The organism is Pseudomonas sp. Marseille-Q5117, assembly GCF_946901175.1.
Classification (GTDB): domain Bacteria; phylum Pseudomonadota; class Gammaproteobacteria; order Pseudomonadales; family Pseudomonadaceae; genus Aquipseudomonas; species Aquipseudomonas iranensis.
This window is the reverse complement of sequence record NZ_CAMPPP010000026.1, coordinates 1-22,904: the sequence shown is the minus strand read 5'-3', so window position 1 is coordinate 22,904 and position 22,904 is coordinate 1. Positions and strand designations below refer to the sequence as shown.

Genomic DNA, 22,904 nt, shown 5'->3' with positions numbered 1-22,904 from the left:
ATCACAGGAGGAGCGTTGTTATACCGCAAGCGCATGCTTGTATAAGTAATTTTCAACCGGTGCGGACGCATGTCGAGATGTTAGAAAAAACTGTGAATTTCCTGGCGCGAGGAATATCCCTCTTTCATGAGTAACAGGAGAGCCTCATGAGCCAGACAGATTTGTACATGATCAAGTACCGACTTCACGGTGTGCCCAAATCTTTCATTATCCGCGCCAAATTGATGAACAACGCAGAAGCCTGGCAGTGGGCGAGTTGTGATGCCGGCTTGACGCCAATTCCCAAGCCAGGCCGGCCTCCATTGAAGCGCTTCTCGAAACCGATGGCCGAGCGATTCGGCGTCACCGACGTGCAATGGCACGAATCAAAGGCCGTGTGTTGGGACGAGGACCTGGCGATATGAGAATCCCGCGCCGCCAACCCGAGGCCTATCTGCCCGGTTCACCTTCAGCAGCGGGCACTTGAAATTCAAACACCACTCATTGCCGGGTAATCCCCATACCGTTCACGGCCCTGACGGAACCACGTACTCAGTTCACTCGCCACTGTTTTGCGGTTTTCTGGTCAATTCCCCGGCAAATCAGATATTTCTGCCTAGACTTGAACATGTCTCGGCACTTGAACGCGTTCAGCGCGTCGAGCGGTCATCACAATAAAAACAAGAGGAATCACCCAGATGCTCAGATCTCTGTTCAGCGCACTTGCCTGCGCTTTGGCGGTAAGCAGCATGAACCCGGCCATGGCGGCAGACCCGGTGATCATCAAGTTCTCGCATGTGGTCGCTGACCAGACGCCCAAGGGGCAAGGTGCGTTGCTGTTCAAGAAACTGGTCGAGGAACGTTTGCCGGGCAAGGTCAAGGTCGAGGTGTATCCCAACTCCTCGCTCTTTGGTGACGGCAAGGAAATGGAAGCGCTGTTGCTCGGCGATGTGCAGATGATTGCGCCGTCGCTGGCCAAGTTCGAGCAGTACACCAAGACCGTGCAGCTGTTCGACCTGCCCTTTCTTTTCAATGACATCAACGCTGTCGACCGCTTTCAACTAAGCCCGCAGGGTCAGGGCCTGCTCAAATCCATGGAAAGCAAAAACATCACCGGCCTGGCTTATTGGCACAACGGCATGAAACAACTGTCGGCCAACAAGCCACTGCGTGTACCGGCTGATGCGCGCGGCCTGAAGTTCCGCGTGCAGGCCTCGGCGGTGCTGGAGGAGCAGTTCAAGGCGGTGCGCGCCAATCCGCGCAAGATGAGTTTTGCCGAGGTATATCAAGGCCTGCAGACCGGTGTGGTCAACGGCGCAGAGAATCCTTACTCGAACATCTACAGCCAGAAGATGCATGAAGTGCAGAAATACATCACTGAATCCAACCACGGTGTACTGGACTACATGCTGATCACCAACACCAAGTTCTGGAACGGCCTGCCACCCGACGTGCGCAGCGAACTGGACAAGATCGTCGTGGAAGTCACCACCCACGTGAACAAGGAAGCCCAGCAACTGAACGAGGGTGACAAGCAGCGCATCCTTGCCGCCAAAACCACGGAAATCATCACGCTTACGCCAGAAGAACGTGCGCAATGGCGCGACGCGATGAAACCGGTGTGGAAGAAGTTCGAAGGCGAAATCGGCGCTGAGCTGATCTCTGCCGCCGAAGCCGCAAACCAGGCGCAATAATCGCAAGGCAGGCGCCGCTGCGTCGGCGCCTGCCCGTCTTCACTCGACGTGAGATGCCATCCATGAAAGCGCTTCGGCGAATCTGGGAACACTTCGAGGAAGGCTTCATCGTCTTCCTTCTGGCGGCCATGACCCTCGTCACGTTTGTCTACGTGATCCTCAATAACTTCTACAGTCTGTTTTACTGGCTCGCCGATCATTGGCCGGCAGCGAGTGTCCCGCTGTTCGCCGTTGGCGATCAGATCATGGGCATGGCGCAGGCCATGACCTGGAGCACCGCCCTGACCAAAGCGCTGTTTGGCTGGCTGATTTTTTTCGGCCTGGCCTATGGCGTGCGCACCGCCGGGCATATCGGTGTCGACGCACTGGTCAAACTGGCGCGCAGATCGGTACAGCGTTACATCGGCATCCTCGCCTGCCTGTGCTGTCTGGCCTACGCGGGGCTGCTTGCCGTCGCCAGCTTCGAATGGATCGAAACCTTGATGAACGCCGGTATCGGTGCCGAGGATCTCGGCCATTTCGGCGTGATGCAGTGGCATATCGGGTTGATCGTGCCGCTGGGCTTCGCGCTGGTGTTCATCCGCTTCGCTGAAATTCTCCTGCGCATCCTGCTTAACCGTCAGACCGGCCTCGGCCTGGCCGATGAAGCGGCCGACGCGCTGAAACTTGCCGAACACGAGGATGACAAGCCATGACCATCGCCTTCCTGTTCGTGGCCCTGTTCGCCTTGATGTTCATCGGCGTGCCGATCGCCATTTCGCTGGGGCTGGCCGGCTCCCTGACGATCATTTTCTTCAGTCCCGACTCGGTGCGCTCGCTGGCGATCAAACTGTTCGAGACCTCGGAACACTACACGCTGCTGGCCATTCCGTTTTTCCTGCTGGCCGGGGCCTTCATGACCACTGGTGGCGTCGCCCGCCGGCTGATCGACTTCGCCAACGCCTGTGTCGGGCATATTCGCGGCGGCCTAGCCATCGCGGCGGTACTGGCCTGCATGCTGTTTGCCGCCCTCTCCGGTTCAAGTCCCGCCACGGTCGCTGCGGTGGGCTCCATTGCGATTGCCGGGATGGTCCGTTCCGGCTATCCGCAGGCGTTCGGCGCAGGGATCATCTGCAACGCCGGTACGCTGGGCATCCTGATCCCGCCGTCGATTGTGATGGTGGTTTACGCCGCCGCTACAGAAACCTCCGTGGGCAAGCTGTTCATGGCCGGCGTGGTGCCTGGCCTGCTGCTGGGCACGGCATTGATGGTGGCGATCTACATCGTCGCGGTGAAGAAAAATCTGCCCGCCTTGCCGCGTGCGACGCTTCGCGAGTTTCTGAGTACGGCACGCAAGGCAATATGGGGCCTGTTGCTGATGGTGATCATCCTCGGCGGCATCTATTCGGGCATGTTCACCCCGACCGAAGCTGCCGCAGTGGCAGCCGTCTATTCGGCCTTCATCGCTTTGTTCGTTTACAAGGATCTGACCTTTCGCGAGACACCCAAGGTTCTCCTCGACTCGGCCAAACTGAGCATCATGCTGATGTTCATCATTGCCAACGCCATGCTGTTCGCCCACGTGCTGACCACCGAACAGTTACCTCAACAAATCACTGCCTGGGTGATCGACGCCGGCCTGACGCCGGTGACGTTCCTGCTGGTGGTCAACATTGTGCTGTTGATTGCCGGCGCGTTCATGGAACCGTCAGCGATCATCCTGATCCTGGCGCCCATCCTTTTTCCTATCGCGATGAAACTGGGCATCGATCCGATTCACCTCGGCATCATCATGGTGGTCAACCTTGAGATCGGCCTGATCACGCCACCGGTGGGCCTGAACCTGTTCGTGACCTCGGCGGTGACCGGCATGTCCTTGCCCGCCACAGTCAAAGCCGCGATGCCCTGGTTGTCGATTTTGCTGTTGTTCCTGATCCTGATTACTTACGTGCCATGGATCTCACTGGTGCTGCCGAACTGGCTGGGGATGAACTGACGTCGTGACGATCACGTTCAGCCGGGACCGGCTAGAGTGCAATCACTCTGCTTAAAACCATAACAAGACGGAGAAGTGCCCCCATGCGAGTCAAAACACGCTTTGCCCTGCTGGCCGCCGCCACGCTCACCCTTAGCAGTGCTGCGCAGGCCGCGCCCGTGTTCATCAATATCCTCACCGGCGGAACCAGCGGGGTTTACTACCCGATCGGGGTCGGTCTGTCGCAAATCTACAGCGACGGTATTGCGGGTTCGAAGACATCGGTGCAGGCCACCAAAGCGTCGGTAGAAAACCTCAACTTGCTACAGGCCGGTCGCGGCGAATTGGCCCTGGCTTTGGGCGACTCAGTGGCCGACGCCAAAAACGGCGTGGAGGACGCCGGTTTCAAAGCACCACTGACCAAATTGCGCGCCTTGGGCGGTGCCTATCCAAATTACATTCAAATCGTCGCCAGCAAAGAGTCGGGGATCAAAACCCTCGCCGATCTCAAGGGCAAGACTATCTCGGTAGGCGCCCCAAAATCCGGGACTGAATTGAATGCGCGGGCGATATTCAAGGCGGCCGGCCTGACCTACGAGGACATGGGCAAGGTGCAATATCTGCCGTTTGCCGAATCGGTGGAATTGATCAAGAACCGGCAACTGGATGCCACCCTGCAGTCGTCGGGACTGGGCATGGCCGCCATTCGCGACCTGTCGTCGGTGATGCCGCTGAACTACGTCGCCATTCCGAGCGAGGTGGTGACAAAAATCGGCAATCCGGCCTACCAGAGCGCAATGATCCCGGCCAACACCTACGACGGACAGGCCGAAGCCGTGCCCACTGTGGCAATCACCAATATTCTGGTGACCCGCGCCGACCTGCCGGATGACGTCGTCTATGACATGACCCGCCTGCTGTTCGACAACCTGGGGCGCTTGGGTAACTCCCATTCGGCGGCCAAGGACATCAAGCTGGAAGCGGCTGCGAAAAACCTGCCGATCGCGCTGCACCCCGGCGCCGAACGCTACTACAAGGAAAAAGGCGCTTTATAAGCGCTTGTCCGCAGTGGCGTGACGGCCACTGCAGCGTCGATTCCTTTGCGTGGTCATGAGGAAGGCAGCCAATGAGTGACGAGCATCACGGTATTTCCGCGAACCCACGGGACTGGCCGAAAACCCTGTTTTACGTAGCGTTGCTGTTCTCGATTTTCCAGATCGTCACCGCAGCCTTTTCTCCTTTCTCCAGCCAGGTGCTGCGTGCGGTGCACGTCGGTTTCCTGCTGTGGGTGGTGTTTCTCAGTTATCCGGCACGCGGCACAGACCGTCCGTGGCAACCGCTGGCGTGGCTGCTGAGCCTGGCCGCCATCGCTACCGCGCTGTATCAATGGGTGTTCGAGGCCGACCTGATCCAGCGTTCCGGTGACCTCACCTCGGCCGACCTGATGATCGGCATCGTATTGATTGCTCTGGTCTTCGAAGCCGCGCGACGGGTGATGGGCATCGCGCTGCCGGTGATTTGCGGGCTGTTCCTGGCGTACGGCCTGTTCGGGGAATACCCGCCCGGCGAACTGGCCCATCGCGGCTACGGTTTCGACCAGATCATCAATCAGCTGTCGTTCGGCACCGAAGGGTTGTACGGCACGCCGACTTATGTGTCGGCGACCTACATTTTCCTGTTCATCCTGTTTGGCGCATTCCTCGAGCAGGCCGGCATGATCAAGCTGTTTACCGACTTCGCCATGGGCTTGTTCGGTCACAAGCTGGGAGGACCGGCGAAAGTGGCCGTGGCCTCGTCGGCATTGATGGGGACAATCACCGGCTCCGGGATTGCCAACGTCGTGACCACCGGCCAATTCACCATTCCGCTGATGAAGCGCTTTGGCTATCGCGCCGCGTTCGCCGGCGGCGTGGAAGCCACCTCCAGCATGGGCAGCCAGATCATGCCTCCGGTGATGGGCGCCGTCGCCTTCATCATGGCTGAAACCATCAATGTGCCCTTCGTCGAAATCGCCAAGGCGGCGCTGATACCGGCCCTGCTGTATTTCGGTTCGGTGTTCTGGATGGTCCATCTGGAAGCCAAACGCTCCAACCTCAAGGGCCTGCCCAAAGACCAATGCCCCAGCGCATGGGGCGCGGTGAAAGCCCGCTGGTATTTGCTGATTCCTCTGCTGGTTCTGGTGTACCTGCTGTTTTCCGGGCGCACACCGCTGTTCTCGGGCATGGTCGGCCTGGCATTGACTGCCATCGTGATTCTTGGCTCGGCGATCATTTTCCGGGTGCACAGCTTTGGCCTGCGTTGTGCGTTCTGGATTGCACTCGGCGTGCTCTGCACAGGTTTTTTCCAGCTTGGCATCGCGGTGATTTTTGCAGTCATTGCCGTCCTGGTGCTGGTCTGCGCTTTCATCAAGGGTGGTCGCGACACGCTGCTGATCTGCCTGCACGCGCTGGTCGAGGGCGCCCGCCACGCGGTACCGGTGGGCATCGCCTGCGCACTGGTCGGCGTCATCATCGGCATCGTTTCGCTCACCGGCGTCGCTTCGACGTTTGCCGGCTACATCCTCGCCATTGGCCGCGACAACCTGCTGCTGTCGCTGATCCTGACGATGATCACTTGCCTGGTGCTAGGGATGGGCATTCCGACCATTCCCAACTACATCATCACCAGCTCGATCGCCGCGCCCGCCCTGCTGGAGCTGGGCGTGCCACTGATCGTGTCGCACATGTTCGTGTTCTACTTCGGCATCCTCGCCGACCTGACCCCGCCGGTCGCCCTCGCCTGTTTTGCCGCCGCACCGATCGCCAAGGAAAGCGGCTTCAAGATCAGCCTGTGGGCCGTGCGCATTGCGCTGGCCGGTTTCGTCATCCCGTTCATGGCGGTCTACAACCCGGCGCTGATGCTGCAAGGCGACAACTTGTGGGCAACTGCCTACATGCTGATCAAGACTCTTCTGGCGGTTGGTCTCTGGGGCATGGCGTCTACCGGTTTTCTGCAACAGAAAATGCTGATCTGGGAACGGGTGCTCAGTCTCGGCGCCGGCGCCCTGCTGATCGTGGCACTGCCGGTGACCGATGAAATCGGCTTCGCACTCGGGATTCTGGTAATCGTGCAACACGTCTGGCGCTCGCGGCGCGCAGCAACGGCCAATGCATGATCGGCTTGTGCCTGGGTCTGGCCGGCAGTATCTGGGCACAGTTGCCGGTAGCGAACTTCACCCTGGCATGGAACCACAGCATCGAAAAGATCCGCTGGGAGGAAGACTACCGCGTCACGGCCCAAGGGCTGGTTCTTGAGCGGGCCAGGGTTCGCGGCAACGGCGCTGGCATGGAGATACCCGACGATGCCCGGCTGGAGAACGGCAGTTGGCATTTCCGACGCCACTTGCCGCCGCTGCAACCACTGCAGTTGGGCCGAACCCCGCAGGCCGGCGATTACCAGTTATGCATGGATGGCAAGTGCGAACTGGTCAGCCGATGGGTTGGGCCGGCCACTGTCAGCGAGCCGTTTTTGCAGTTGTGGGGGTGTGAGATGACCACGCTATCGCCATCGCATGAAGGCCAAGCCGCTCATTTCTAATCAAGCGGTCATTTCCCGATTGATCGCAACCATCTGCTCGCGGGTGAACTCAGTGCCGGGCGCCATGAATCGGGCCATCAACCCATCGCGGTTCAGCGGCGCGCGGGCCTTGTCCGCAGCTTCGAGCGCCTGCTTCAGTTCCGGCAAGGTCAGTTCGGTGCAGTAAGCCGGGGTCCCGGGTTGTTGACGCCATGACTCCTGAAGGCTGCCCGCAGCGAGCGCGGTGAATCCGGTTTCTTCGACCAGATCCTGAGCGATCGCCTCGGCACGCACATCATCGCCGGCGACTGGCAAGGCGATGCGAGTTGCGGATTCGGCAGGTTGACCTTGATCGGCCAGCGTAGCGGCGAGTACGGCATTCCACGCTTTGATCAGCGGGCGGCCGATCTGCTCGCTGACCCAGACGCTTTCAGGCTTGCCCTCGTCCACTTCCTTGATCGCCCCATCACGCTGCGGGTAGTAATTGGAAGTATCGATGACCACGACTTGCTCGGGAACCTGGCTCAGCGTCTGCTTCAAATCAGGGTATCGGGCGAAGGGAATCGACAGGATGATCACATCGACATCGGACACAGCCTGCTCTTTGGTGACAGCCTTGGCACCGACTTCTTCAGCGAGTGCCTGAATGCTTTGCGGGTCTTTCGAGTTGGCCAGTTTGATCTTATGACCGCACGCAGCCAGCTTGCGCGCCAGTGTTGCGCCGATGTGGCCGGCGCCGATAATTCCGATGTTCATTTCAAAACCCTCTCTGTTACGTGTGTTATCGCCTGGTTGAGCGCGCTTTTGGACTGGTGGGCTCAGTCAGCCGCCGGATGGGCAAGCGCATCCAGCGTCAGACGAAGCGCCTCAATCCCCTGCTCATCAAGCTGGCAGGCCGTCTTGATCTTGCCGGTGATGGCTCTGATGTCGTCTTCCATGGCCCGGCTTTCGGGCGTCAGGTCGATCAGCACGCGGCGCTCGTCTGCCGGATCGCGCTTGCGCGTGACCAATCCGGCGCCTTCCAGACGTTTGAGTAGCGGCGTGATGGTTCCCGCGTCCATGGCCAGGTAAGTGCCGAGTTCGCCCACAGACAATGGCGCGCCATCCAGAAGCTGCAGGATCACCAGATACTGCGGAAAGGTTAAGCCCAGTGGTTCCAGATACGGCTTGTGCAAACGCACGACACGGTTGGCAGCGGCGTAGAGTGCAAATGACAGCTGCGTTCCCACGTGATTTCGGTTCGAGCTCATTTCATAGTTCGCTATTGTATAGTGCACTATATGTTTCATGAGTACGAAAGGAGTGTCAACCCAGGCAGCCCGTGCGGTGTCGATCAGCACCTCTGTCAGCGATCCGGATCGCCAACAGAGGTGCTAATCGCCACGCTTGGTTTACTTGTGCGCCAGCAGCGCCTTGCGTGCAGCCTTGGCGTGTTTCATGGCGGCGATTTCCCGCTCGCACGCTTCGACATCGAAGGAGTTGTCCCACTTGGCAATGGCAATGGTGCCGATGCCGTTGCCAATCAGGTTGGTCACCGCTCGCGCCTCGTTTAGGAAGCGGTCGATGCCCAACAGCAACACCAGGCCCACCAGAGGTATGGAGTGAATGGTGGTGAGCGTGGCCGCCAGGGTCACGACCCCTGCTCCCGCCACACCGGCCGAGCCCTTGGAGGTCAACAGGAACACGCCGAGCAGGATCATCTGATCCATGAAGGTCAGCGGCGTGTTGGTCGCCTGGGCGATGAAGATCGCCGCCATGGTCAGGTAAATGCAGGTGCCGTCCGCGTTGAAGGTGTAGCCCGTCGGCAGGACCATGCCGACCACGGATTTCTTGCAGCCGAGTTTTTCCAGTTTGACCATCATTCGCGGCAGCACCGCCTCGGTCGAGCAGGTGCCGAGCGTGATCAGGATTTCATCTTTGAAATAACGCAGAAACCGCATCAACGGCATGCCCGACCATCGCGCCACCGCACCCAAAACAACGACGATGAAAATCAGCGTGGTGATGTACAGCGCGACCAGCAACTGCCCCAGCGACAGCAGAGTGCCGATGCCGTATTTACCGATAGTGAACGCCATGCCAGCCCCCGCGCCCAACGGCGCAAGGCGCATGACCATCGCGACGATTTTGAACAGACCTTGCAGGAACAGATCGATGGTGTTGATCAGCGGTTTGCTGGTTTCGCCCATCTGCACCAAGGCGACGCCCATCAGCACCGACAACAGAATCACTTGCAGCATGACGCCATTGGAGAAAGCGCCGAGGAAGGTGTGCGGAATGATATTGAGGAAGAATTCGACGAGGCCGCCCTGCTCGCTCGCCGCCTGGCTGTATTTGTTGACAGCGCTGCCATCGAGGGTGCCGGCGTTGATGTTCATGCCGGCGCCGGGCTTGACCACGTTGACTACGATAAGGCCGACCACCAGTGCGATGGTGGAAAGAATCTCGAAGTAGATCAGCGCTTTCACACCGATGCGGCCGACCTCTTTGATGCTGCCCATCTTGGCGATACCGACTACGACGGTGCCGAAAATAATCGGCGCCAGGAGCATCTTGATCAGCTTGATGAAACCGTCGGCAAACGGCTGTAGCTTGGCGCCGATGTCGGGCACGAAGTAACCGATGGCAGCGCCGATGACGATGCCGATCAGCACTTGCACATAGAGCTGGCTGTACCAGCGTGATTTTGAAGTTTCCACGGAAGCACCTCATTTTATTGTTGTGGTGGGCATGTGGCTTTGGCGTCGAGGATGACGCCTGAAAGTGCGGCCTCGGCGAACGAGGCCGCAGGTGAAACCGAATCAGCCCTCGCCCAGTTCGCGCATGACGGCATACAGCGCAGATTTGGCTTCGAAGCCGACACCCGGAATATCTGGCAGCCCGACGTAGCCGTTTTCCACGCGGATGCCATCGGCAAAACCGCCGAACGGCTGGAACACGTCCGGGTACGATTCGTTGCCGCCCAGGTGCAGGCCGGCGGCGATGTTCAACGACATCTGGTGACCGCCATGTGGCACCACGCGGCGCGAAGACCAACCCAGCTCTTCCATCACTTTCAGGGTGCGCATGTACTCAACGAGCCCGTAGGACAACGCGCAGTCGAATTGCAGGTAGTCACGGTCCGGGCGCATGCCGCCGTGGCGCAACAGGTTGCGGGCATCCTGGTGAGAGAACAGGTTTTCGCCGGTGGCCATCGGCAGTTCGTAGTGATTGGCCAGCTCGGCCTGGAGCGCATAATCCAGCGGGTCGCCGACTTCTTCGTACCAGAACAGGTTGTACTTCTTGATCGCTTCGGCGTAGGCGATACCGGTCTGCAGATCGAAGCGGCCGTTGGCGTCGACCGCCAGGCGCTGGCCGTCGCCAACCACTTCGAGCACCGCTTCGATGCGGCGGATATCTTCATCCAGCGGCACCGCGCCAATCTTCATCTTGACTACGTCGTAGCCACGATCCAGGTAGCTCTGCATTTCCGCCTTGAGCTTGCTCTGGTCCTTGCCTGGGTAGTAATAACCACCGGCCGCATACACCCAGACTTTGTCATCGGCCATACCGTTGCGATAACGATCGGCAAGCAGGCGATACAGTGGCTTGCCTTCGATCTTCGCCACCGCGTCCCACACCGCCATATCGATGGTGCCGACCGCTACTGAACGCTCGCCATGCCCGCCCGGTTTTTCGTTGGTCATCAGGGTTTTCCAGATGGCGAACGGATCGAGGTTATTGTTCTCGTGATCAATCAGGGTTTCCGGGTCGGCTTCAGTGATCCGCGCCAGAAAGCGATCGCGCATCAACGCGCCCTGGCCGTAGCGACCATTGGAGTTGAAGCCGTAACCGATGACCGGTTTGCCGTCGCGAATCACGTCGGTAATGACCGCGACGACCGAGCAGGTCATCTTCGAAAAATCGATATAGGCATTGGCGATCGGGGAAGCAATGGAGACGGTTTTTTCACGGATATCGACGATACGCATGACGGGTTCCTCTTGTTGTGGTGACCCAACGTTATGCGTTGCGACGACACCCGCCCAATGCTATTAATGCCGCGCCCTATGCACAGGAGGCATTGCCCTTGGAACTGGTTTGGCTTGAGGATTTTTCAGCACTGGCCGAGTACGGCAGCTTTGTCCGGGCCGCTGAAGCGCGCCATGTGACGCAGCCGGCGTTCAGTCGCCGAGTGCGCTCGCTGGAGAACTGGATGGGTGTCGAATTGTTCGTGCGCACCCCGCAAGGTGCAACGTTGACCGAGGCCGGCAGGCAGATTCTGCCCAGCGCCCAGGAAGCGGCCAGACGCTTTTACCGCATGCGCTCCGAGGCCCAGGAAGTGGCTGGCATGGCGGCGAAAACCTTGCAGTTTGCTGCCACTCACTCGCTGTCATTCACCTTCTTCCCACGCTGGTTGCGCAGCGCCGAAAGTGGCGCGCCGATCGATGCGGTTCGCCTGCATTCCGACAGCATGGCCGTGTGCGAACAGATGCTGATTCATGGCCAAGTGCAGTTCCTGCTGTGCCACCGCCACCCCGACGTTCCGCCATTACTGGCGCCGGATCAGTTCATTGGCAAGAAGGTTGGCGAGGATGTACTTGTACCGCTGGCGAGTGCTTCAGCCCAGTTCGGCACGTCGCCTGAAACCCTGCCCTATCTGGCCTACACCCACGAATCCGGCCTGGGCCGAATCGTCGCCCACAGACTGCATGGCAAGGCTGATTATCTGCACCTGAAACCGCTGTTCAGCAGCCACTTGGCCGCAGTGCTGATGTCGATGGCGCTGGAAAGCAAAGGCGTGGCCTGGCTGCCGAAAAGCCTGACCGAACAGGAAATGGCTGACGGGCGTCTGGTCAGGGCACTGGATGAAAGTTGGGATATTCCACTGGAAATCCACCTGACTCGCCCGACGGCACCGATCAGCCCTTCGGCCGAGGAGTTCTGGGCGAAGCTGGGCGAGTGATGGGCCAATCAGCCTCTTGAGCCTGGGCGCGTCGGCGACACGCCCAGGCAGGCCTGAATCAATCAGAACTGCAACGCAGCACCGTCCGCCGGGATGTCCACGCGGTTCTCGATGCCGTGCTTTTGCAGGTAGCTGCGCAGCTCAGCGCGGGTCAGCGACATGTGGTTGATCGCGTCCATGTGCACGGCGACGATTTTTGCGTCTTTCGCTACCTGCGTCGCTCGCAGTACATCTTCCTCGCCCATGATGATCGAGCCTTCGTAACCGCTCATTTTCGCTTTGCCGGCGTTGAGCACAATCACCTCAGGCTGGAATTTCTCGATGGCCTGGTCGACTTCCGGGCGCCAGATGGTATCGCCGGCCAGATAGAGTGTTTTGTAGCCGGGCGCCTGGAACACCACGCCCATGGCTTCGCCCAGCGGTTTGGCGAGGGCCGGCACGGCATACATTTCGTCAGTGCCGTGCTGGCCACCGGTTTTGCTGATCTTCACGCCGCCGAACTCAGCCTCATTCGTCAGCACGCGCACGTTCTTGAAGCCTTGCGAGCGGATCAGTTGCGCATCTTCTTCATGCTGGGCGAACAGAGGGATGTCTTTGGGCAGCGCTTTCTGTGCCGCGTCATCCCAGTGGTCCAGGTGCGTATGCGTTACGATAACGGCATCAACGCCCGCAATCACCTGCTCCGGGGACTCAGTCAGGTCGACCAGCGGGTTACGCAGGTTGCTGCGGTAGGTATTTTCGAACCCTGGGTACGCGCCCTTTTTCGCCAGCATCGGATCGATCAGAAAGGTCGTGTCGCCGTAGGTGATCTTCACCGTGGCATTACGCACTTGCTGCAGATTCAGCTTGTGTGCAGCTTCAGGGTTTGCCCGCGTTTCTGTCTCTGCGAAGGCTGGTGCGGTAGCAGCGGCGCAAGCAATGCTCAGGGCAAACGGTAGAGTCTTGAGTGTCATCGGAATCATCCTGTTATTTATGAATGGGTCCATTTTTGCTGAAGCCTGGCGCAGCCAACAGTGGCCTGAAAGACATATATCGATATAATCGGGCCAACCCGATAGTGTGCAACCGAGATTTATTTTATGTCCCCCATTCGCGTTGCTGTTCTGGCGTTCGACGGCGTCAGCCTGTTCCACCTGTCGGTGCCGGGCATCGTCCTGGCGACGGCGAATCCAGCGTCGACTGAGCCTCGTTACCAGATCAATTACTGCGCGGAAGTACCCGGCATGGTCGCCAGTGACCAAGGCATCGGCCTGGCGGTCGCTCATGGCCTGGAATTGATGGCGGCGTCCGACGTCATCATCATTCCGGCATGGGGTGATCAATCGATCACTGCTTCGGCAGCGCTTGTACAGGCGCTGCAGAATGTCCACGCCGAAGGCAAATTGATCGTCGGTTTATGCCTGGGCGCGTTTGTGCTGGGCGATGCCGGGTTGCTTGATGGCAAGGAAGCCACGACGCACTGGGCGGCGCGCGACGAGTTTGCCCAACGCTTTCCCAGGGTTCGCTTTCGCCCCGAGGTGTTGTATGTCACCGACGACAATCTGATGACCTCAGCGGGCACCGTAGCGGCCATCGACTGTTGTCTGCATCTGGTGCGCCAGCGGTTCGGGGCTGACGTGGCCAATCACACGGCGAAAATGCTGGTCACGCCACCGCACCGGCAAGGCGGCCAGGCGCAATACGTCGAGCACCCGGTGCCACAGCTGTCGAGCGAAACGCATCTGGCTGAAGTTCTGGATTGGGCGCGCATGCATCTGGGTGAAAATCTGTCGCTGGACCTTTTGGCGGAGAAAGCCCGAATGAGTCGCCGCACTTTTACCCGGCGCTTCAAAGAAACCACCGGTACGACAGTATTCAAATGGCTTAACGCCGAGCGTGTGATCAAAGCGCAGGCGTTACTGGAAACCACGGATTTGCCGGTTGAATGCATTGCCGGGGAAGCCGGGTTTGGCACGCCGCTGTCGTTGCGGCAGCAGTTTGCGGCGCACTTGGGGACGTCGCCTTCGGATTATCGAAAGATGTTTTGTCTTGGGGTGAAGCGCGAACGCGGTGCACGGGCGTGACGAGCACTTTTTGGGGGCGACTTGATTCCGGCGGCGCGGCAGCCCCTCATCGGAACGCCGCCCGCCCAGCCCTCTCCCGAGGGAGAGGGAGCCGATTTGGGTGCAGTTCAAGAACTGAGTTCGCCCCGGTATTTCAGGTCGGCGAATTTCTACTGAACACCTCGGTCAGTCCCCTCTCCCTCCGGGAGAGGGTTAGGGTGAGGGGCTTTTGGCCATTGACTCGATTTATGCGACCGTGAGCCCCGTCCGTAGCTCCGAAACCGCCCAAAGTCGCTCAGCCAGCTCAGCATCCGCCGCCCATTTCGCAACACCCTTGCGGCCTGCTTCCGGTTCATTGACCGGCGCAACATTGCAGTCTTCGCAATACACGCCACCCAAATCCGCAAGCAATGCACTGGTCGCACACCACAACCCCGTCGCCGCGCCTTGCTCGACAGTTTTCAGTCCATTGTGCGCATCCAGCCGTGGCCGGCCCTGCTCATCCAGCGCATCGAATGCGGCAAGTTCCGCTGTGCTGAGGTGCCGTGCCAGATCCGTCAGAATCTGCCCGGGATGCAACGAGAATGCGCGGACGCCATGGCTACGCCCACGCTGATCCAGTGCAATCGCGAACAAGGCATTGGCCGTTTTCGACTGGCCATAGGCGACCCATTTGTCATACGGCCGCTGCGAGAAATCGATGTCATCAAAGTCCACCCCGGCAATCTGATGCCCGCGCGATGACACCGACAGCACCCGCGCCTGCCCAGCTTTGACCAGCGCCGGCCAGAGGCCGCAGGTCAGGCGGTAATGACCGAGATGGTTGGTCGCGAACTGGCTTTCATGGCCATCGACATCGCGCAGCAACGGCGCGGCCATGACTCCAGCGCAGTTGATCAGCAATGACACTGGCTGGCCCGCGCTGACCACGCTGTGGCTGAACGCCGCCACCGATTCAGCCTGCATGAGGTCCATGGGCATCACCCTGACGCTGTAGAGCCCGGTTAAAGCCGCCTCTGCCCGCACGGTGTCTCTGGCCGGCACAATGACCTGCGCCCCTGCCGCAGCGAGGCGTTTCGCCGTCAGCAGACCCAACCCGGAATAGCCGCCGGTGACCACAGCGAGCTGCCCGCGCAGATCGATGCCGGCCATGACTTCAGCCGCTGTGCTGGCGGCGTTGAACGGTGATTGCACAGGTTGTTGAAGCGTGGCCATGAGCCTTAATCCTGAGTGAGCTATCGAAGGCCTTCATTCTTGGCTAAGCTCTCGGGACGAAACAGTCTGATAAATCCAGGTTTCTGTCGTGATCATCCAAAATCCTGCTGGCGATCCACTCTCTGCCGTATTGGCACTCTCGGAACTGCGCGCAGCCTGCTCGGTTCGCTTGCAAGCGGGCGGTGTCTGGGCGCTGCGTTTCCAACCCATCGAACTGAAATTCAACGTGGTGCGACGAGGCGAATGCTGGCTGCGCATGCAAGGCATGCCGGCGCGCCTGTTGCAGGCCGGCGACTGTTTTGTGGTGTCGCGCACGCCGTTCATTCTGGCCAGCGGCGCCGACGTCGAGGCGGTGAATGCAGCGGAGGTTTTCGCCCATGACGAAGCCTCGGCGACCTTTGGCGTCGGCGAGGAAGTCGAGTTGCTGGGCGGCAGCGTGTCGCTGTCGGGACCCGGCGCAACTGAACTGCTCGACGTGCTGCCGACCTCGCTGATCATTCGTGCCGAAACCGCAGGCGCCTCGTCGTTCGGTTGGCTGCTTGATGAACTGGGCCGCGAGTGGCCGTCACATCAGCCTGGCTCGCAGGCGATGTGCAACGACCTGCTGCGGCTGATCTTCATCCATGCGCTGCGCCATCACATCAACAGCGCGGATGCCGAACAACTGGCGTGGCTGGGCGGACTGCGGGAACCGGCGATTGCCGGCGTGTTGCGCGCCATTCACGCTGCTCCGGAAAAGGCCTGGCGACTGACGCAAATGGCCGAGATTGCCTGCATGTCGCGATCGGGTTTCGCGGTGTTATTCAAAACTTGCATGGGTGTAGCGCCGGTCGAGTACGCCACGCGCTGGCGGATGCGCGTGGCCGCGTTCCGCTTGCGCAATGGTCGGGACAATGTGGCCACTGTCGCCGCGTCACTGGGCTATCTGTCCGACGCGGCGTTTGGCGCTGCATTCCGCCGCGTGCACGGAATATCGCCGGGGCAATACCGCCGCGATCCACTCTTATAGTCCGGTGATCAAGGTTATGATCGCGACAACCGCCGCCAAGGACATCCGCCGATGCCTGCCATGAAAACCCGCCCCACCTCCGCGCCAATGCTCAAGCCCGGTGAAACCGTGGTGCTGTTCGACGGCGTGTGCAAACTGTGCAACGGCTGGGCGCGGTTTCTGATTCGCTATGACCGTCAGCGCCGCGTGCGGCTGGCGACCGTGCAATCGCCCGAGGGTCAGGCCTTGCTGGCGTGGGCCGGTTTGCCGCTGGACGAGTTCGACACCATGGCGGTGATCCGCGACCGCAATTATTGGGAACGATCAGATGCATTTCTTGAAGTGGTCGGGCAACTGCCAATGCGCTGGCAGCCGCTGAAACTGCTGCGGATCTTCCCGCGTCGTCTGCGCGACTGGGCTTACGATCGCATCGCGCTGAACCGCTATCGGCTGTTCGGCAAGTACGACACTTGCCTGCTGCCGACTGCGGATCACGAAAGCCGTTTTCTAAAAGCCCACGGCTGACCCGATCAGTTGCAGCGGCGTCATCTTCGTCACCATCATCAGCACGATGACAAACATCCCGGCGAACCCGGCGACGCCCATCCAGAACCACCAGCGGTACGTGCTCGCGTAGCGATCATCCGAAGGCAGGCTACCTTCGCCCGCGTCCAGCGCCATGCTCTGCAAACGCTTTTGCAATACCAGCACCGGCAGCCACAACGCGCCGACACAGAAGAAAATGATCAGCGAAGTCAGCAGCCATTCGGTGCTCATCGAAAGCCCCGAGATCCGCATCAGCAGATAGCCAGTGATGACCTGCACAATCCCTGCCGGCGTGGTGATCCACGTATCAAAGCGCACCACCATTCGTGCGACATGGGCGATCACTTGCGGGTTGCCGCTGCGGCTGGCGGCGATCAGGTAGAGGTAGGAGCCCATGCCGAAACCAAAGAGGAAAATCGCCGCAATGACGTGCAGGTACTTCAGACAGAGATAGAGCATCTCAACGCTGCCCTTCGGCGAACTGAACCGACAGACTCAGATTGGCCGGATCGTTGATCGCCGCCAGATATTCATCGACGCTGATTTCGCCAACACACGGCCGCGCGCCAGGTTGCGGTGCATAACCCCGCGCCATTTTGATTGCCAGGGCGACGGCGGCGCAGCTGGGGATTTCCGGGCCTTTGTCATTCAGTGCGGTGAGTTGCGCGGTCATGCTCAGCGGCTGGTCGTCAACTCCGATGCCTTGAACATCGATGTACATCGCGCTTTTGCCGTCACCGAAGCGTTCGAACCGCGTTCCCAGTCGATCCAGGCGCGCCGCCCAGCGCACATGATCGCGCACCAGACCAAAGCGCAAGGCTTGCGCGAGCAAGGCGTTGGCGACACCGCCGAGCTTCAGGCCGGCGCCTGCCTTGAAGCGCAGCGTCTGTGCGCCATAGCGGCGTGCGAAAATATCCATGTCCGGCACATCGACATTGGCCAGCACCCGCTTGCCCAGTTGCGGCATGCTGCGCAGGGTCAGATCGAGCCAACCCAATACTTCGTGAGCCTGGCCGTTCTTCAACTGTTTGATCGGTTTGCCTGCGTAGGCGAGCACGCCTTCGACCGTGGACAGCCCCGGCATTTTTGCCGAGGAAGAAATGCCATGCTCGATCGAGTCGATTCGCGCAAAACGTGAGCGCTGCTGATCGATGATCGCCGAAGACAAGGTCGGCACCGAACTGCAACCGCTGAGCACGGCCACACCAGCCTCCCTGGCGCGGGCGTCGAGCACATCAATGCCGTTGACGAAGGTGCGGCAGTCAGCCAGATCGCAGTAATTGACCCCGGCATCGATGCAGCTTTCAGCAACTGCGTAGGATTGCCCCTGAAACGGCCCGCCGGTGTGCACCACCAACTGAATATTCAACTCTCGCAACGCCGCTTGAAAACCTGCGCCCATCGCATCACCGCACCAGCCTTCGCAAGCTCGGCCCGACTGCGCTTGCAGCTCAGCGACCTTGTGTTGCAGCTTGCGCGCATCGCGGCCCGACAGCAGCAGTTCAATCTCTGGCATCTGCGCCAGATGCCGACAAACGATACTGCCGAAATTGCCGTAACCACCGACGACCATCACCCTGAATGCCATTGCCCTGTCCCTGTTCCAGCCCAAACGTGTGGCGCAGAGGATATAGGGCGCAGCCGCGACCAGACATCTATTTTGCAACCGGGTATCACCGCGTCCGCTCGTCCCAGGCAAAAAGAATGAACCCAACGCCCCTCTCGTCGCCTAACGCACAGACCATCAGGAGTTAAGCCTATGCAAATCGAAACCGTGTGGATCGTATTGGCGGTCATTCTCGTGCTGATCGAGCTTTGGGCCATCAACCGGGTGCGCAAAAGCGAGGGGAAATCGAGCAATAAAGGCGTGTGGATCGTGCTGATCGTGTTCGTGCCGCTGTTCGGCCTGATCGCCTGGGCGTTGGCGGGGCCCAAGCATATCGGTCGCGGCTCACCTTCCCAGGCCAGCCGGTAAGCAACGACGCAGGCCCGTCTCAAGTATCACCACAGCCCGGCTTTTGCCGGGCTTGTTATATGCAATGTCTGCTGCGCGGATTTCTTGCAGGCTGCACGAAAGCATTGTGCCTGCTTCGATGCCAGCCCTTGATTTAGAAGGGTTGCGCTTGATCGGCGAGTTGGCATGAGTCCTGCGATAGCCTCTTCCTGAATACACAGCGGCGCGAAAAAGATCGCTGTGTTCAATCCGTGATAAGCAGAGGCCTCAAAAAATGAATGCCATCGAACTTCTCAAAGCCGACCATGAAAAAGTCAAAGCCATCCTCAGCCAACTGAGTGAGTCCACCGACCGCGCGCTGAAAAAACGCGTCGAGTTGCTGGGCAAACTGGAAATGGAAATCACCATTCACACCCGCCTCGAAGAAGAGATTCTCTATCCTGCGTTCAAGGAAGCCGGCAGCAAGGAAGAAGACATCATGTACTACGAAGCCAAGGAAGAGCACCGCACCGTGGATTCGCTGGTACTGCCTGATCTGAAAGAAACCGATCCAGGCACCCCGGAATTTGCCGGTCGGGTCAAAGTGGTCAAGGAACTGCTGGAGCACCACATCGAAGAGGAAGAACAGGAAATGTTTCCGAAAGCGCAGAAGCTGCTGGGCAAGGCGAAACTCGAGGAACTGGGTGCGCAAATGGAAGCCATGAAGGCGAGCCACAAAAAGGAAATGGCGGCCAACAAGATCGCCGCGTAAAGCGTTGAAGACACCAAAGCCCGGCAGCGATGCCGGGCTTTTTTGTGCGCCCAAATTGGCCCTCGCTCCCACATTGGATATACGTATGTTCGGCAATTCCTGAGCAAACCACGAAACCTGTGGGACCGAGCCTGCTCGCGAAGGCGTCAGGTCAATCAGATCATCCATGACTGACACTCCGCTTTCGCGAGCAGGCTCGCTCCCACATTGGATATACGTATGTTCGGCAATTCCTGAGCAAGCCGCGAAACCTGCGGGCGCGAGCCTGCTCGCGAAGGCGTCAGGTCAATCAGATCATCCATGACTGCCACCCCGCTTTCGCGAGCAGGCTCGCTCCCACATTGGATATACGTATGTTCGGCAATTCCTGAGCAAGCCGCGAAACCTGTGGGAGCGAGCCTACTCGCGAAGGCGTCAGGTCAGCCACATCAACTATGACTGACACTCCGCTTTCGCGAGCAGGCTCGCTCCCACGGGGTCAGTGTTGGTCTTGATGCAGACTTTGCTCAAACCGCCCAAGGTGGCCCGGTCTCGAATTTCGCTTCGATCCACTCCTTGAACGCCACCACCGCCGCCGCTGGAAACCGCGATGACGGTCTGACCAGATAAACGCCGCCCGCCGAATCCAGATGCCAGTCGGGCAGCACGCGAATCAGCCGCCCTGCCGCCAGATCGCGGCTCATCAGCCAGTCGCCGGCACCGAGTATGCCGGCGTCGGCGCGGGCGGCGGCGAGCAGGGATTCGCTGTCGCTGGCGGTCAGGTTGCCGTGTGGCGTAATGGTCTGCACTTCGTTGCCGCGATGCAGGCGCCACAGCGGGAAAGACGCCAGCCCGCTGAAGCGCAGGCAATTGTGCTGCAGCAGGTCCTGCGGGGTTTGCGGCATGCCGTGGGCCTCGATGTAGGCCGGCGATGCGCAGAGAATCCGCCGATGGTCACTGAGCTTTTTTGCGATCAGCCGATTATCGTCAAGCTCACCGATGCGAATAGCCGCGTCGAAGCCCTGCTCGATGATGTCGACGAGGCCTTCGCTGTAATCGGCCACCAGAGAAACCTGCGGATGGGCCTTGAGAAATTCCGGCAGCAGCGGCCCCAGCCATAACCGCCCCATCGCCGCCGGCAACGCCAGGCGCAAGATGCCGCGTACTTCGCTGGCGCCCTGCACCGCTTGCCGCTGCGCTTCGTTCATCAACTCGACGGCTGCGCGCAGGCGCTGTTCGAGTTGCAGGCCGGCCTCGGTGATACGCACGTGTCGCGTCGAGCGTTCCACCAACCGCACGCCGAGTCGCTTCTCCATCGCCGCAAGGCGCTTGGAAACGATAGTCGGATGACGCTGCAACAAACGCCCCGCCGCGACAAACGAGCCTTGCGCGGCGACGGCCAGGAAAGCAGCGATCTCATCGCTGTGCGGGTTGCTCAGAACATCCAGATTCATGGTTGTAAAATGATCGCCCCTGATGATCGGCCCGATTCAAGATCGGCGTGCGCTTGTGCCGCGTCAGCCAATGAATAACGCGCGCGGATTTGCGGCGTGATGATACCGGCGGCAACAGCGGCCAGCACATCTTGCGCGCGCTCCTGATATTCAGCTGTCGTGGCGGTGTGCGCGGCCAGCGACGGACGGGTCAGGAACAGCGAGCCCTTGGCGTTCAGCGTGGCCATTTCCACCGCCGTCGGCGCGCCGGTCTGCGCGCCGAACGAGACCATCAGCCCGCGTGGGCGCAAGCTGTCCAGCGAGGCCTGAAAAGACACCCGACCAATCGGGTCATACACCACATCGACCTTGCGCCTCTGGGTGATACGCACCACATCGGCGGCGAGAGTCTCGGCATCGAACACCAGTACTTCGTCACAACCGGACGCGCGAGCCTTGTCGACACTGGCCTGCTTCGACACCACACCGATCACCGTTGCGCCAAGGTGTTTGGCCCACGGCACCATGATTTCCCCCAGACCACCCGCGACGCCGTAAAGCAGCATCGTCGTGCCCGGCCCGACCGGGTAAGTCGTCTTCAGCAGATACTGCGCGGTGATGCCTTTGAACAGCACCGCCGCCGCATCTTCGAACGACAACTCTTCGGGAATCTTCACCAGACGCTCTGCCGGAAACAGCCGCGCCGAGGCGTAACCGCCCAAGGGGCCAGTGGCGTAAGCGACCCGATCACCGACGCGCACATTGCTCACACCGGCACCGACCGCCGCCACCCGACCCGCGCCTTCCAGCCCCAGCCCCGAGGGCAACGCCACCGGCACCGCACCTTTGCGCTGGCTGACATCGAGGTAATTGACGCCCACCGCCGCTTGCTCCAGCCAGACCTCGCCGGACCCGGGTGCCTGTTCGCTGACAGCGTGCAATTGCAGGACATCCGGTGCGCCCGTTTCGGTGAAGCGAATTGCGTTGGCCATGGTCATCTCCATTCATTCGTTAAGCATTAAGCTCAGTCTGAAAGCGCAGCACTCAACGAACAACCCAGCCTGAATGCAGTTCATTGCTGCAAAGGCTGCAGCAATACACACATAAAAAAGGAGCGGCACATGCTGCCGCTCCTCTTTCAACAATCAATCGAACGCGCCGTTGAGCACCTCGTAGATCAGCCCGGTGGCCAGCGCAACAAGGATCAGGTCGGTGCCCACCTGTTGCCATTCGTAGCCGTCATAGTGCGGCAAATGGCCGAGCATGCGCCCGTCCAACTTCTTGGCGATGCCCGGTGGCAGCGGTTTGCCCCGCGCCAGATTCTTTTGAATACCTGGCGGCAGCGGCGGCCCCGGATTCCCGTATTCGCCGCGAGAACCCTCGATGATGCCGAGAATATTGCCGCGATCAACGCTCGGACCACCGCCGCGATTGCCAGAGGATTGCTGGCCCTTGTTGCCATTGCCTTGGCCGCCCCCGCCCTGTTTGCCGTGATCCTGCATGTTCTGCGGTTTGCCCTTGCCGTTGCCCTGGCCGCCCTGACCACCCTGCCCCTTGCCATTGCCGGGGTCAGCCAGTGCCGTCGTGCTGCCGATTACCAGCGCGAGGCAAGACAACGCGGTAATCAATCTGCGAGCTTTTCTCATGTGCGATTCCTTCGGTTGGGGGATGCTCTTGAGTATGGGCGAATGTGCTCAGCTTAGTGGATTTCTTCTTGCTGACCACTCGGCCTTGCGTCAGGATTCCCACCCTCTCCACCCCTGATCGAAAAATCATGAATCGTCAAAAGAAGCTGCAGCAGTTGTTCAAGGAAAAGGCCAAAAAGGCCAATGCCAAACTGGCGCCGAAAAAGCCCAAATACATCTGCAA

Annotated in this window: 25 protein-coding genes; 14 read left to right on the top strand and 11 right to left on the bottom strand. The window is 59.9% G+C overall.

Going from position 1 to position 22,904, the window contains the following annotated elements:
• Positions 1–146: 146 nt before the first annotated feature.
• From OC605_RS27025 to OC605_RS26995, 7 genes are all read left to right on the top strand, one after another.
• The gene (locus OC605_RS27025) at positions 147–404 is read left to right on the top strand and encodes a DUF6555 family protein (protein ID WP_039758965.1); all 258 of its coding nucleotides are present in this window, start codon (positions 147–149) and stop codon (positions 402–404) included.
• 273 nt (positions 405–677) lie between these two features.
• Entirely contained in the window at positions 678–1,673 is a 996-nt protein-coding gene (dctP, locus tag OC605_RS27020; RefSeq protein ID WP_122506975.1) for a C4-dicarboxylate TRAP substrate-binding protein DctP, read from the top strand.
• Positions 1,674–1,735: 62 nt separating this feature from the next.
• Positions 1,736–2,368: a TRAP transporter small permease gene (locus tag OC605_RS27015; protein WP_024012587.1), complete on the top strand. Its 633-nt coding sequence runs from the start codon at positions 1,736–1,738 to the stop codon at positions 2,366–2,368.
• A complete protein-coding gene (gene dctM / locus OC605_RS27010) occupies positions 2,365–3,648 on the top strand; it encodes a C4-dicarboxylate TRAP transporter large permease protein DctM (protein WP_016774319.1) in 1,284 nt (427 codons plus the stop codon). Before OC605_RS27015 ends, dctM begins: the two co-directional genes overlap by 4 nt.
• A gap of 83 nt (positions 3,649–3,731) precedes the next feature.
• Positions 3,732–4,682 carry a TAXI family TRAP transporter solute-binding subunit gene (locus OC605_RS27005; RefSeq protein ID WP_122881889.1) on the top strand — a complete coding sequence of 317 codons (951 nt, stop codon included), beginning with the start codon at positions 3,732–3,734 and terminating at the stop codon, positions 4,680–4,682.
• A 71-nt stretch (positions 4,683–4,753) separates the two neighbouring features.
• Positions 4,754–6,781 carry a TRAP transporter permease gene (locus OC605_RS27000; protein WP_262140382.1) on the top strand — a complete coding sequence of 676 codons (2,028 nt, stop codon included), beginning with the start codon at positions 4,754–4,756 and terminating at the stop codon, positions 6,779–6,781.
• Complete coding sequence (locus tag OC605_RS26995) at positions 6,778–7,203, top strand: DUF1850 domain-containing protein (RefSeq protein WP_262140380.1); 426 nt, start codon at positions 6,778–6,780, stop codon at positions 7,201–7,203. The genes OC605_RS27000 and OC605_RS26995 overlap by 4 nt, the downstream gene beginning before the upstream one ends.
• Here the strand turns inward: OC605_RS26995 and OC605_RS26990 are convergent, their stop codons facing one another.
• The 4 genes from OC605_RS26990 to OC605_RS26975 form a co-directional block, all read right to left on the bottom strand.
• On the bottom strand, positions 7,204–7,938 hold the full coding sequence (locus OC605_RS26990) for an NADPH-dependent F420 reductase (RefSeq protein WP_024012583.1): 735 nt from the start codon (positions 7,936–7,938) through the stop codon (positions 7,204–7,206). It lies immediately after the preceding gene.
• Positions 7,939–8,000: 62 nt separating this feature from the next.
• Positions 8,001–8,432, bottom strand: a complete 432-nt coding sequence (locus OC605_RS26985) for a MarR family winged helix-turn-helix transcriptional regulator (RefSeq protein WP_016774314.1) — start codon at positions 8,430–8,432, stop codon at positions 8,001–8,003.
• Between the two features lie 141 nt (positions 8,433–8,573).
• Positions 8,574–9,881, bottom strand: a complete 1,308-nt coding sequence (dctA, locus tag OC605_RS26980; protein WP_262140379.1) for a C4-dicarboxylate transporter DctA — start codon at positions 9,879–9,881, stop codon at positions 8,574–8,576.
• 102 nt (positions 9,882–9,983) lie between these two features.
• Positions 9,984–11,153, bottom strand: coding sequence for a mandelate racemase/muconate lactonizing enzyme family protein (locus OC605_RS26975; RefSeq protein WP_262140378.1), 1,170 nt, complete (start codon positions 11,151–11,153; stop codon positions 9,984–9,986).
• A gap of 98 nt (positions 11,154–11,251) precedes the next feature.
• Here OC605_RS26975 and OC605_RS26970 point away from each other — a divergent pair, with 98 nt between their 5' ends.
• On the top strand, positions 11,252–12,127 hold the full coding sequence (locus OC605_RS26970) for a LysR family transcriptional regulator (RefSeq protein WP_262140377.1): 876 nt from the start codon (positions 11,252–11,254) through the stop codon (positions 12,125–12,127).
• A gap of 62 nt (positions 12,128–12,189) precedes the next feature.
• Here OC605_RS26970 and OC605_RS26965 read toward each other — a convergent pair whose 3' ends face one another.
• Positions 12,190–13,080, bottom strand: a complete 891-nt coding sequence (locus OC605_RS26965) for an MBL fold metallo-hydrolase (protein WP_186568958.1) — start codon at positions 13,078–13,080, stop codon at positions 12,190–12,192.
• 126 nt (positions 13,081–13,206) lie between these two features.
• Here OC605_RS26965 and OC605_RS26960 point away from each other — a divergent pair, with 126 nt between their 5' ends.
• Positions 13,207–14,190 (top strand): GlxA family transcriptional regulator, encoded by a 984-nt coding sequence (locus OC605_RS26960; protein WP_186568957.1) that lies wholly within the window; start codon positions 13,207–13,209, stop codon positions 14,188–14,190.
• A 225-nt stretch (positions 14,191–14,415) separates the two neighbouring features.
• Here the strand turns inward: OC605_RS26960 and OC605_RS26955 are convergent, their stop codons facing one another.
• Entirely contained in the window at positions 14,416–15,384 is a 969-nt protein-coding gene (locus tag OC605_RS26955) for an oxidoreductase (protein WP_262140376.1), read from the bottom strand.
• Positions 15,385–15,472: 88 nt separating this feature from the next.
• Between OC605_RS26955 and OC605_RS26950 the strand changes: the two genes are divergently transcribed.
• Together OC605_RS26950 and OC605_RS26945 are read left to right on the top strand one after the other, a co-directional pair.
• Entirely contained in the window at positions 15,473–16,393 is a 921-nt protein-coding gene (locus OC605_RS26950; protein ID WP_225927679.1) for an AraC family transcriptional regulator, read from the top strand.
• 51 nt (positions 16,394–16,444) lie between these two features.
• Complete coding sequence (locus OC605_RS26945; protein WP_186568955.1) at positions 16,445–16,897, top strand: thiol-disulfide oxidoreductase DCC family protein; 453 nt, start codon at positions 16,445–16,447, stop codon at positions 16,895–16,897.
• Here OC605_RS26945 and OC605_RS26940 read toward each other — a convergent pair.
• On the bottom strand, positions 16,880–17,377 hold the full coding sequence (locus OC605_RS26940) for a DUF2269 family protein (protein ID WP_186568954.1): 498 nt from the start codon (positions 17,375–17,377) through the stop codon (positions 16,880–16,882). The two genes, OC605_RS26945 and OC605_RS26940, sit on opposite strands and share 18 nt — an antisense overlap.
• A 1-nt stretch (position 17,378) precedes the next feature.
• Positions 17,379–18,506, bottom strand: coding sequence for a saccharopine dehydrogenase family protein (locus OC605_RS26935; protein WP_262140375.1), 1,128 nt, complete (start codon positions 18,504–18,506; stop codon positions 17,379–17,381).
• A gap of 171 nt (positions 18,507–18,677) precedes the next feature.
• On the opposite strand from OC605_RS26935, the gene OC605_RS26930 reads away from it, so the two are divergent.
• Both OC605_RS26930 and OC605_RS26925 read left to right on the top strand, forming a co-directional pair.
• Positions 18,678–18,893, top strand: coding sequence for a PLD nuclease N-terminal domain-containing protein (locus OC605_RS26930; protein ID WP_016774306.1), 216 nt, complete (start codon positions 18,678–18,680; stop codon positions 18,891–18,893).
• Positions 18,894–19,146: 253 nt separating this feature from the next.
• Complete coding sequence (locus tag OC605_RS26925; protein ID WP_186568952.1) at positions 19,147–19,623, top strand: hemerythrin domain-containing protein; 477 nt, start codon at positions 19,147–19,149, stop codon at positions 19,621–19,623.
• A gap of 506 nt (positions 19,624–20,129) precedes the next feature.
• Here OC605_RS26925 and OC605_RS26920 read toward each other — a convergent pair.
• From OC605_RS26920 to OC605_RS26910, 3 genes are all read right to left on the bottom strand, one after another.
• Positions 20,130–21,056, bottom strand: coding sequence for a LysR family transcriptional regulator (locus OC605_RS26920; protein WP_262140374.1), 927 nt, complete (start codon positions 21,054–21,056; stop codon positions 20,130–20,132).
• Positions 21,053–22,027 (bottom strand): quinone oxidoreductase family protein, encoded by a 975-nt coding sequence (locus OC605_RS26915; RefSeq protein ID WP_262140373.1) that lies wholly within the window; start codon positions 22,025–22,027, stop codon positions 21,053–21,055. The genes OC605_RS26920 and OC605_RS26915 overlap by 4 nt, the downstream gene beginning before the upstream one ends.
• A gap of 153 nt (positions 22,028–22,180) precedes the next feature.
• Positions 22,181–22,681, bottom strand: coding sequence for an RcnB family protein (locus tag OC605_RS26910; RefSeq protein WP_262140372.1), 501 nt, complete (start codon positions 22,679–22,681; stop codon positions 22,181–22,183).
• A 128-nt stretch (positions 22,682–22,809) separates the two neighbouring features.
• Here OC605_RS26910 and OC605_RS26905 point away from each other — a divergent pair.
• A partial coding sequence (locus OC605_RS26905; protein WP_262140403.1) for a DUF2986 domain-containing protein occupies positions 22,810–22,904 on the top strand: 95 nt, incomplete at its 3' end.

Coding starts and splice junctions, on each gene's coding strand:
- OC605_RS27025 (WP_039758965.1), top strand. CDS start 147: ATGAGCCAGACAGATTTGTACATGATCAAGTACCGACTTCACGGTGTG.
- dctP (WP_122506975.1), top strand. CDS start 678: ATGCTCAGATCTCTGTTCAGCGCACTTGCCTGCGCTTTGGCGGTAAGC.
- OC605_RS27015 (WP_024012587.1), top strand. CDS start 1,736: ATGAAAGCGCTTCGGCGAATCTGGGAACACTTCGAGGAAGGCTTCATC.
- dctM (WP_016774319.1), top strand. CDS start 2,365: ATGACCATCGCCTTCCTGTTCGTGGCCCTGTTCGCCTTGATGTTCATC.
- OC605_RS27005 (WP_122881889.1), top strand. CDS start 3,732: ATGCGAGTCAAAACACGCTTTGCCCTGCTGGCCGCCGCCACGCTCACC.
- OC605_RS27000 (WP_262140382.1), top strand. CDS start 4,754: ATGAGTGACGAGCATCACGGTATTTCCGCGAACCCACGGGACTGGCCG.
- OC605_RS26995 (WP_262140380.1), top strand. CDS start 6,778: ATGATCGGCTTGTGCCTGGGTCTGGCCGGCAGTATCTGGGCACAGTTG.
- OC605_RS26990 (WP_024012583.1), bottom strand. CDS start 7,938: ATGAACATCGGAATTATCGGCGCCGGCCACATCGGCGCAACACTGGCG.
- OC605_RS26985 (WP_016774314.1), bottom strand. CDS start 8,432: ATGAGCTCGAACCGAAATCACGTGGGAACGCAGCTGTCATTTGCACTC.
- OC605_RS26975 (WP_262140378.1), bottom strand. CDS start 11,153: ATGCGTATCGTCGATATCCGTGAAAAAACCGTCTCCATTGCTTCCCCG.
- OC605_RS26965 (WP_186568958.1), bottom strand. CDS start 13,080: ATGACACTCAAGACTCTACCGTTTGCCCTGAGCATTGCTTGCGCCGCT.
- OC605_RS26960 (WP_186568957.1), top strand. CDS start 13,207: ATGTCCCCCATTCGCGTTGCTGTTCTGGCGTTCGACGGCGTCAGCCTG.
- OC605_RS26955 (WP_262140376.1), bottom strand. CDS start 15,384: ATGGCCACGCTTCAACAACCTGTGCAATCACCGTTCAACGCCGCCAGC.
- OC605_RS26945 (WP_186568955.1), top strand. CDS start 16,445: ATGCCTGCCATGAAAACCCGCCCCACCTCCGCGCCAATGCTCAAGCCC.
- OC605_RS26940 (WP_186568954.1), bottom strand. CDS start 17,377: ATGCTCTATCTCTGTCTGAAGTACCTGCACGTCATTGCGGCGATTTTC.
- OC605_RS26935 (WP_262140375.1), bottom strand. CDS start 18,506: ATGGCATTCAGGGTGATGGTCGTCGGTGGTTACGGCAATTTCGGCAGT.
- OC605_RS26930 (WP_016774306.1), top strand. CDS start 18,678: ATGCAAATCGAAACCGTGTGGATCGTATTGGCGGTCATTCTCGTGCTG.
- OC605_RS26925 (WP_186568952.1), top strand. CDS start 19,147: ATGAATGCCATCGAACTTCTCAAAGCCGACCATGAAAAAGTCAAAGCC.
- OC605_RS26920 (WP_262140374.1), bottom strand. CDS start 21,056: ATGAATCTGGATGTTCTGAGCAACCCGCACAGCGATGAGATCGCTGCT.
- OC605_RS26915 (WP_262140373.1), bottom strand. CDS start 22,027: ATGGCCAACGCAATTCGCTTCACCGAAACGGGCGCACCGGATGTCCTG.
- OC605_RS26910 (WP_262140372.1), bottom strand. CDS start 22,681: ATGAGAAAAGCTCGCAGATTGATTACCGCGTTGTCTTGCCTCGCGCTG.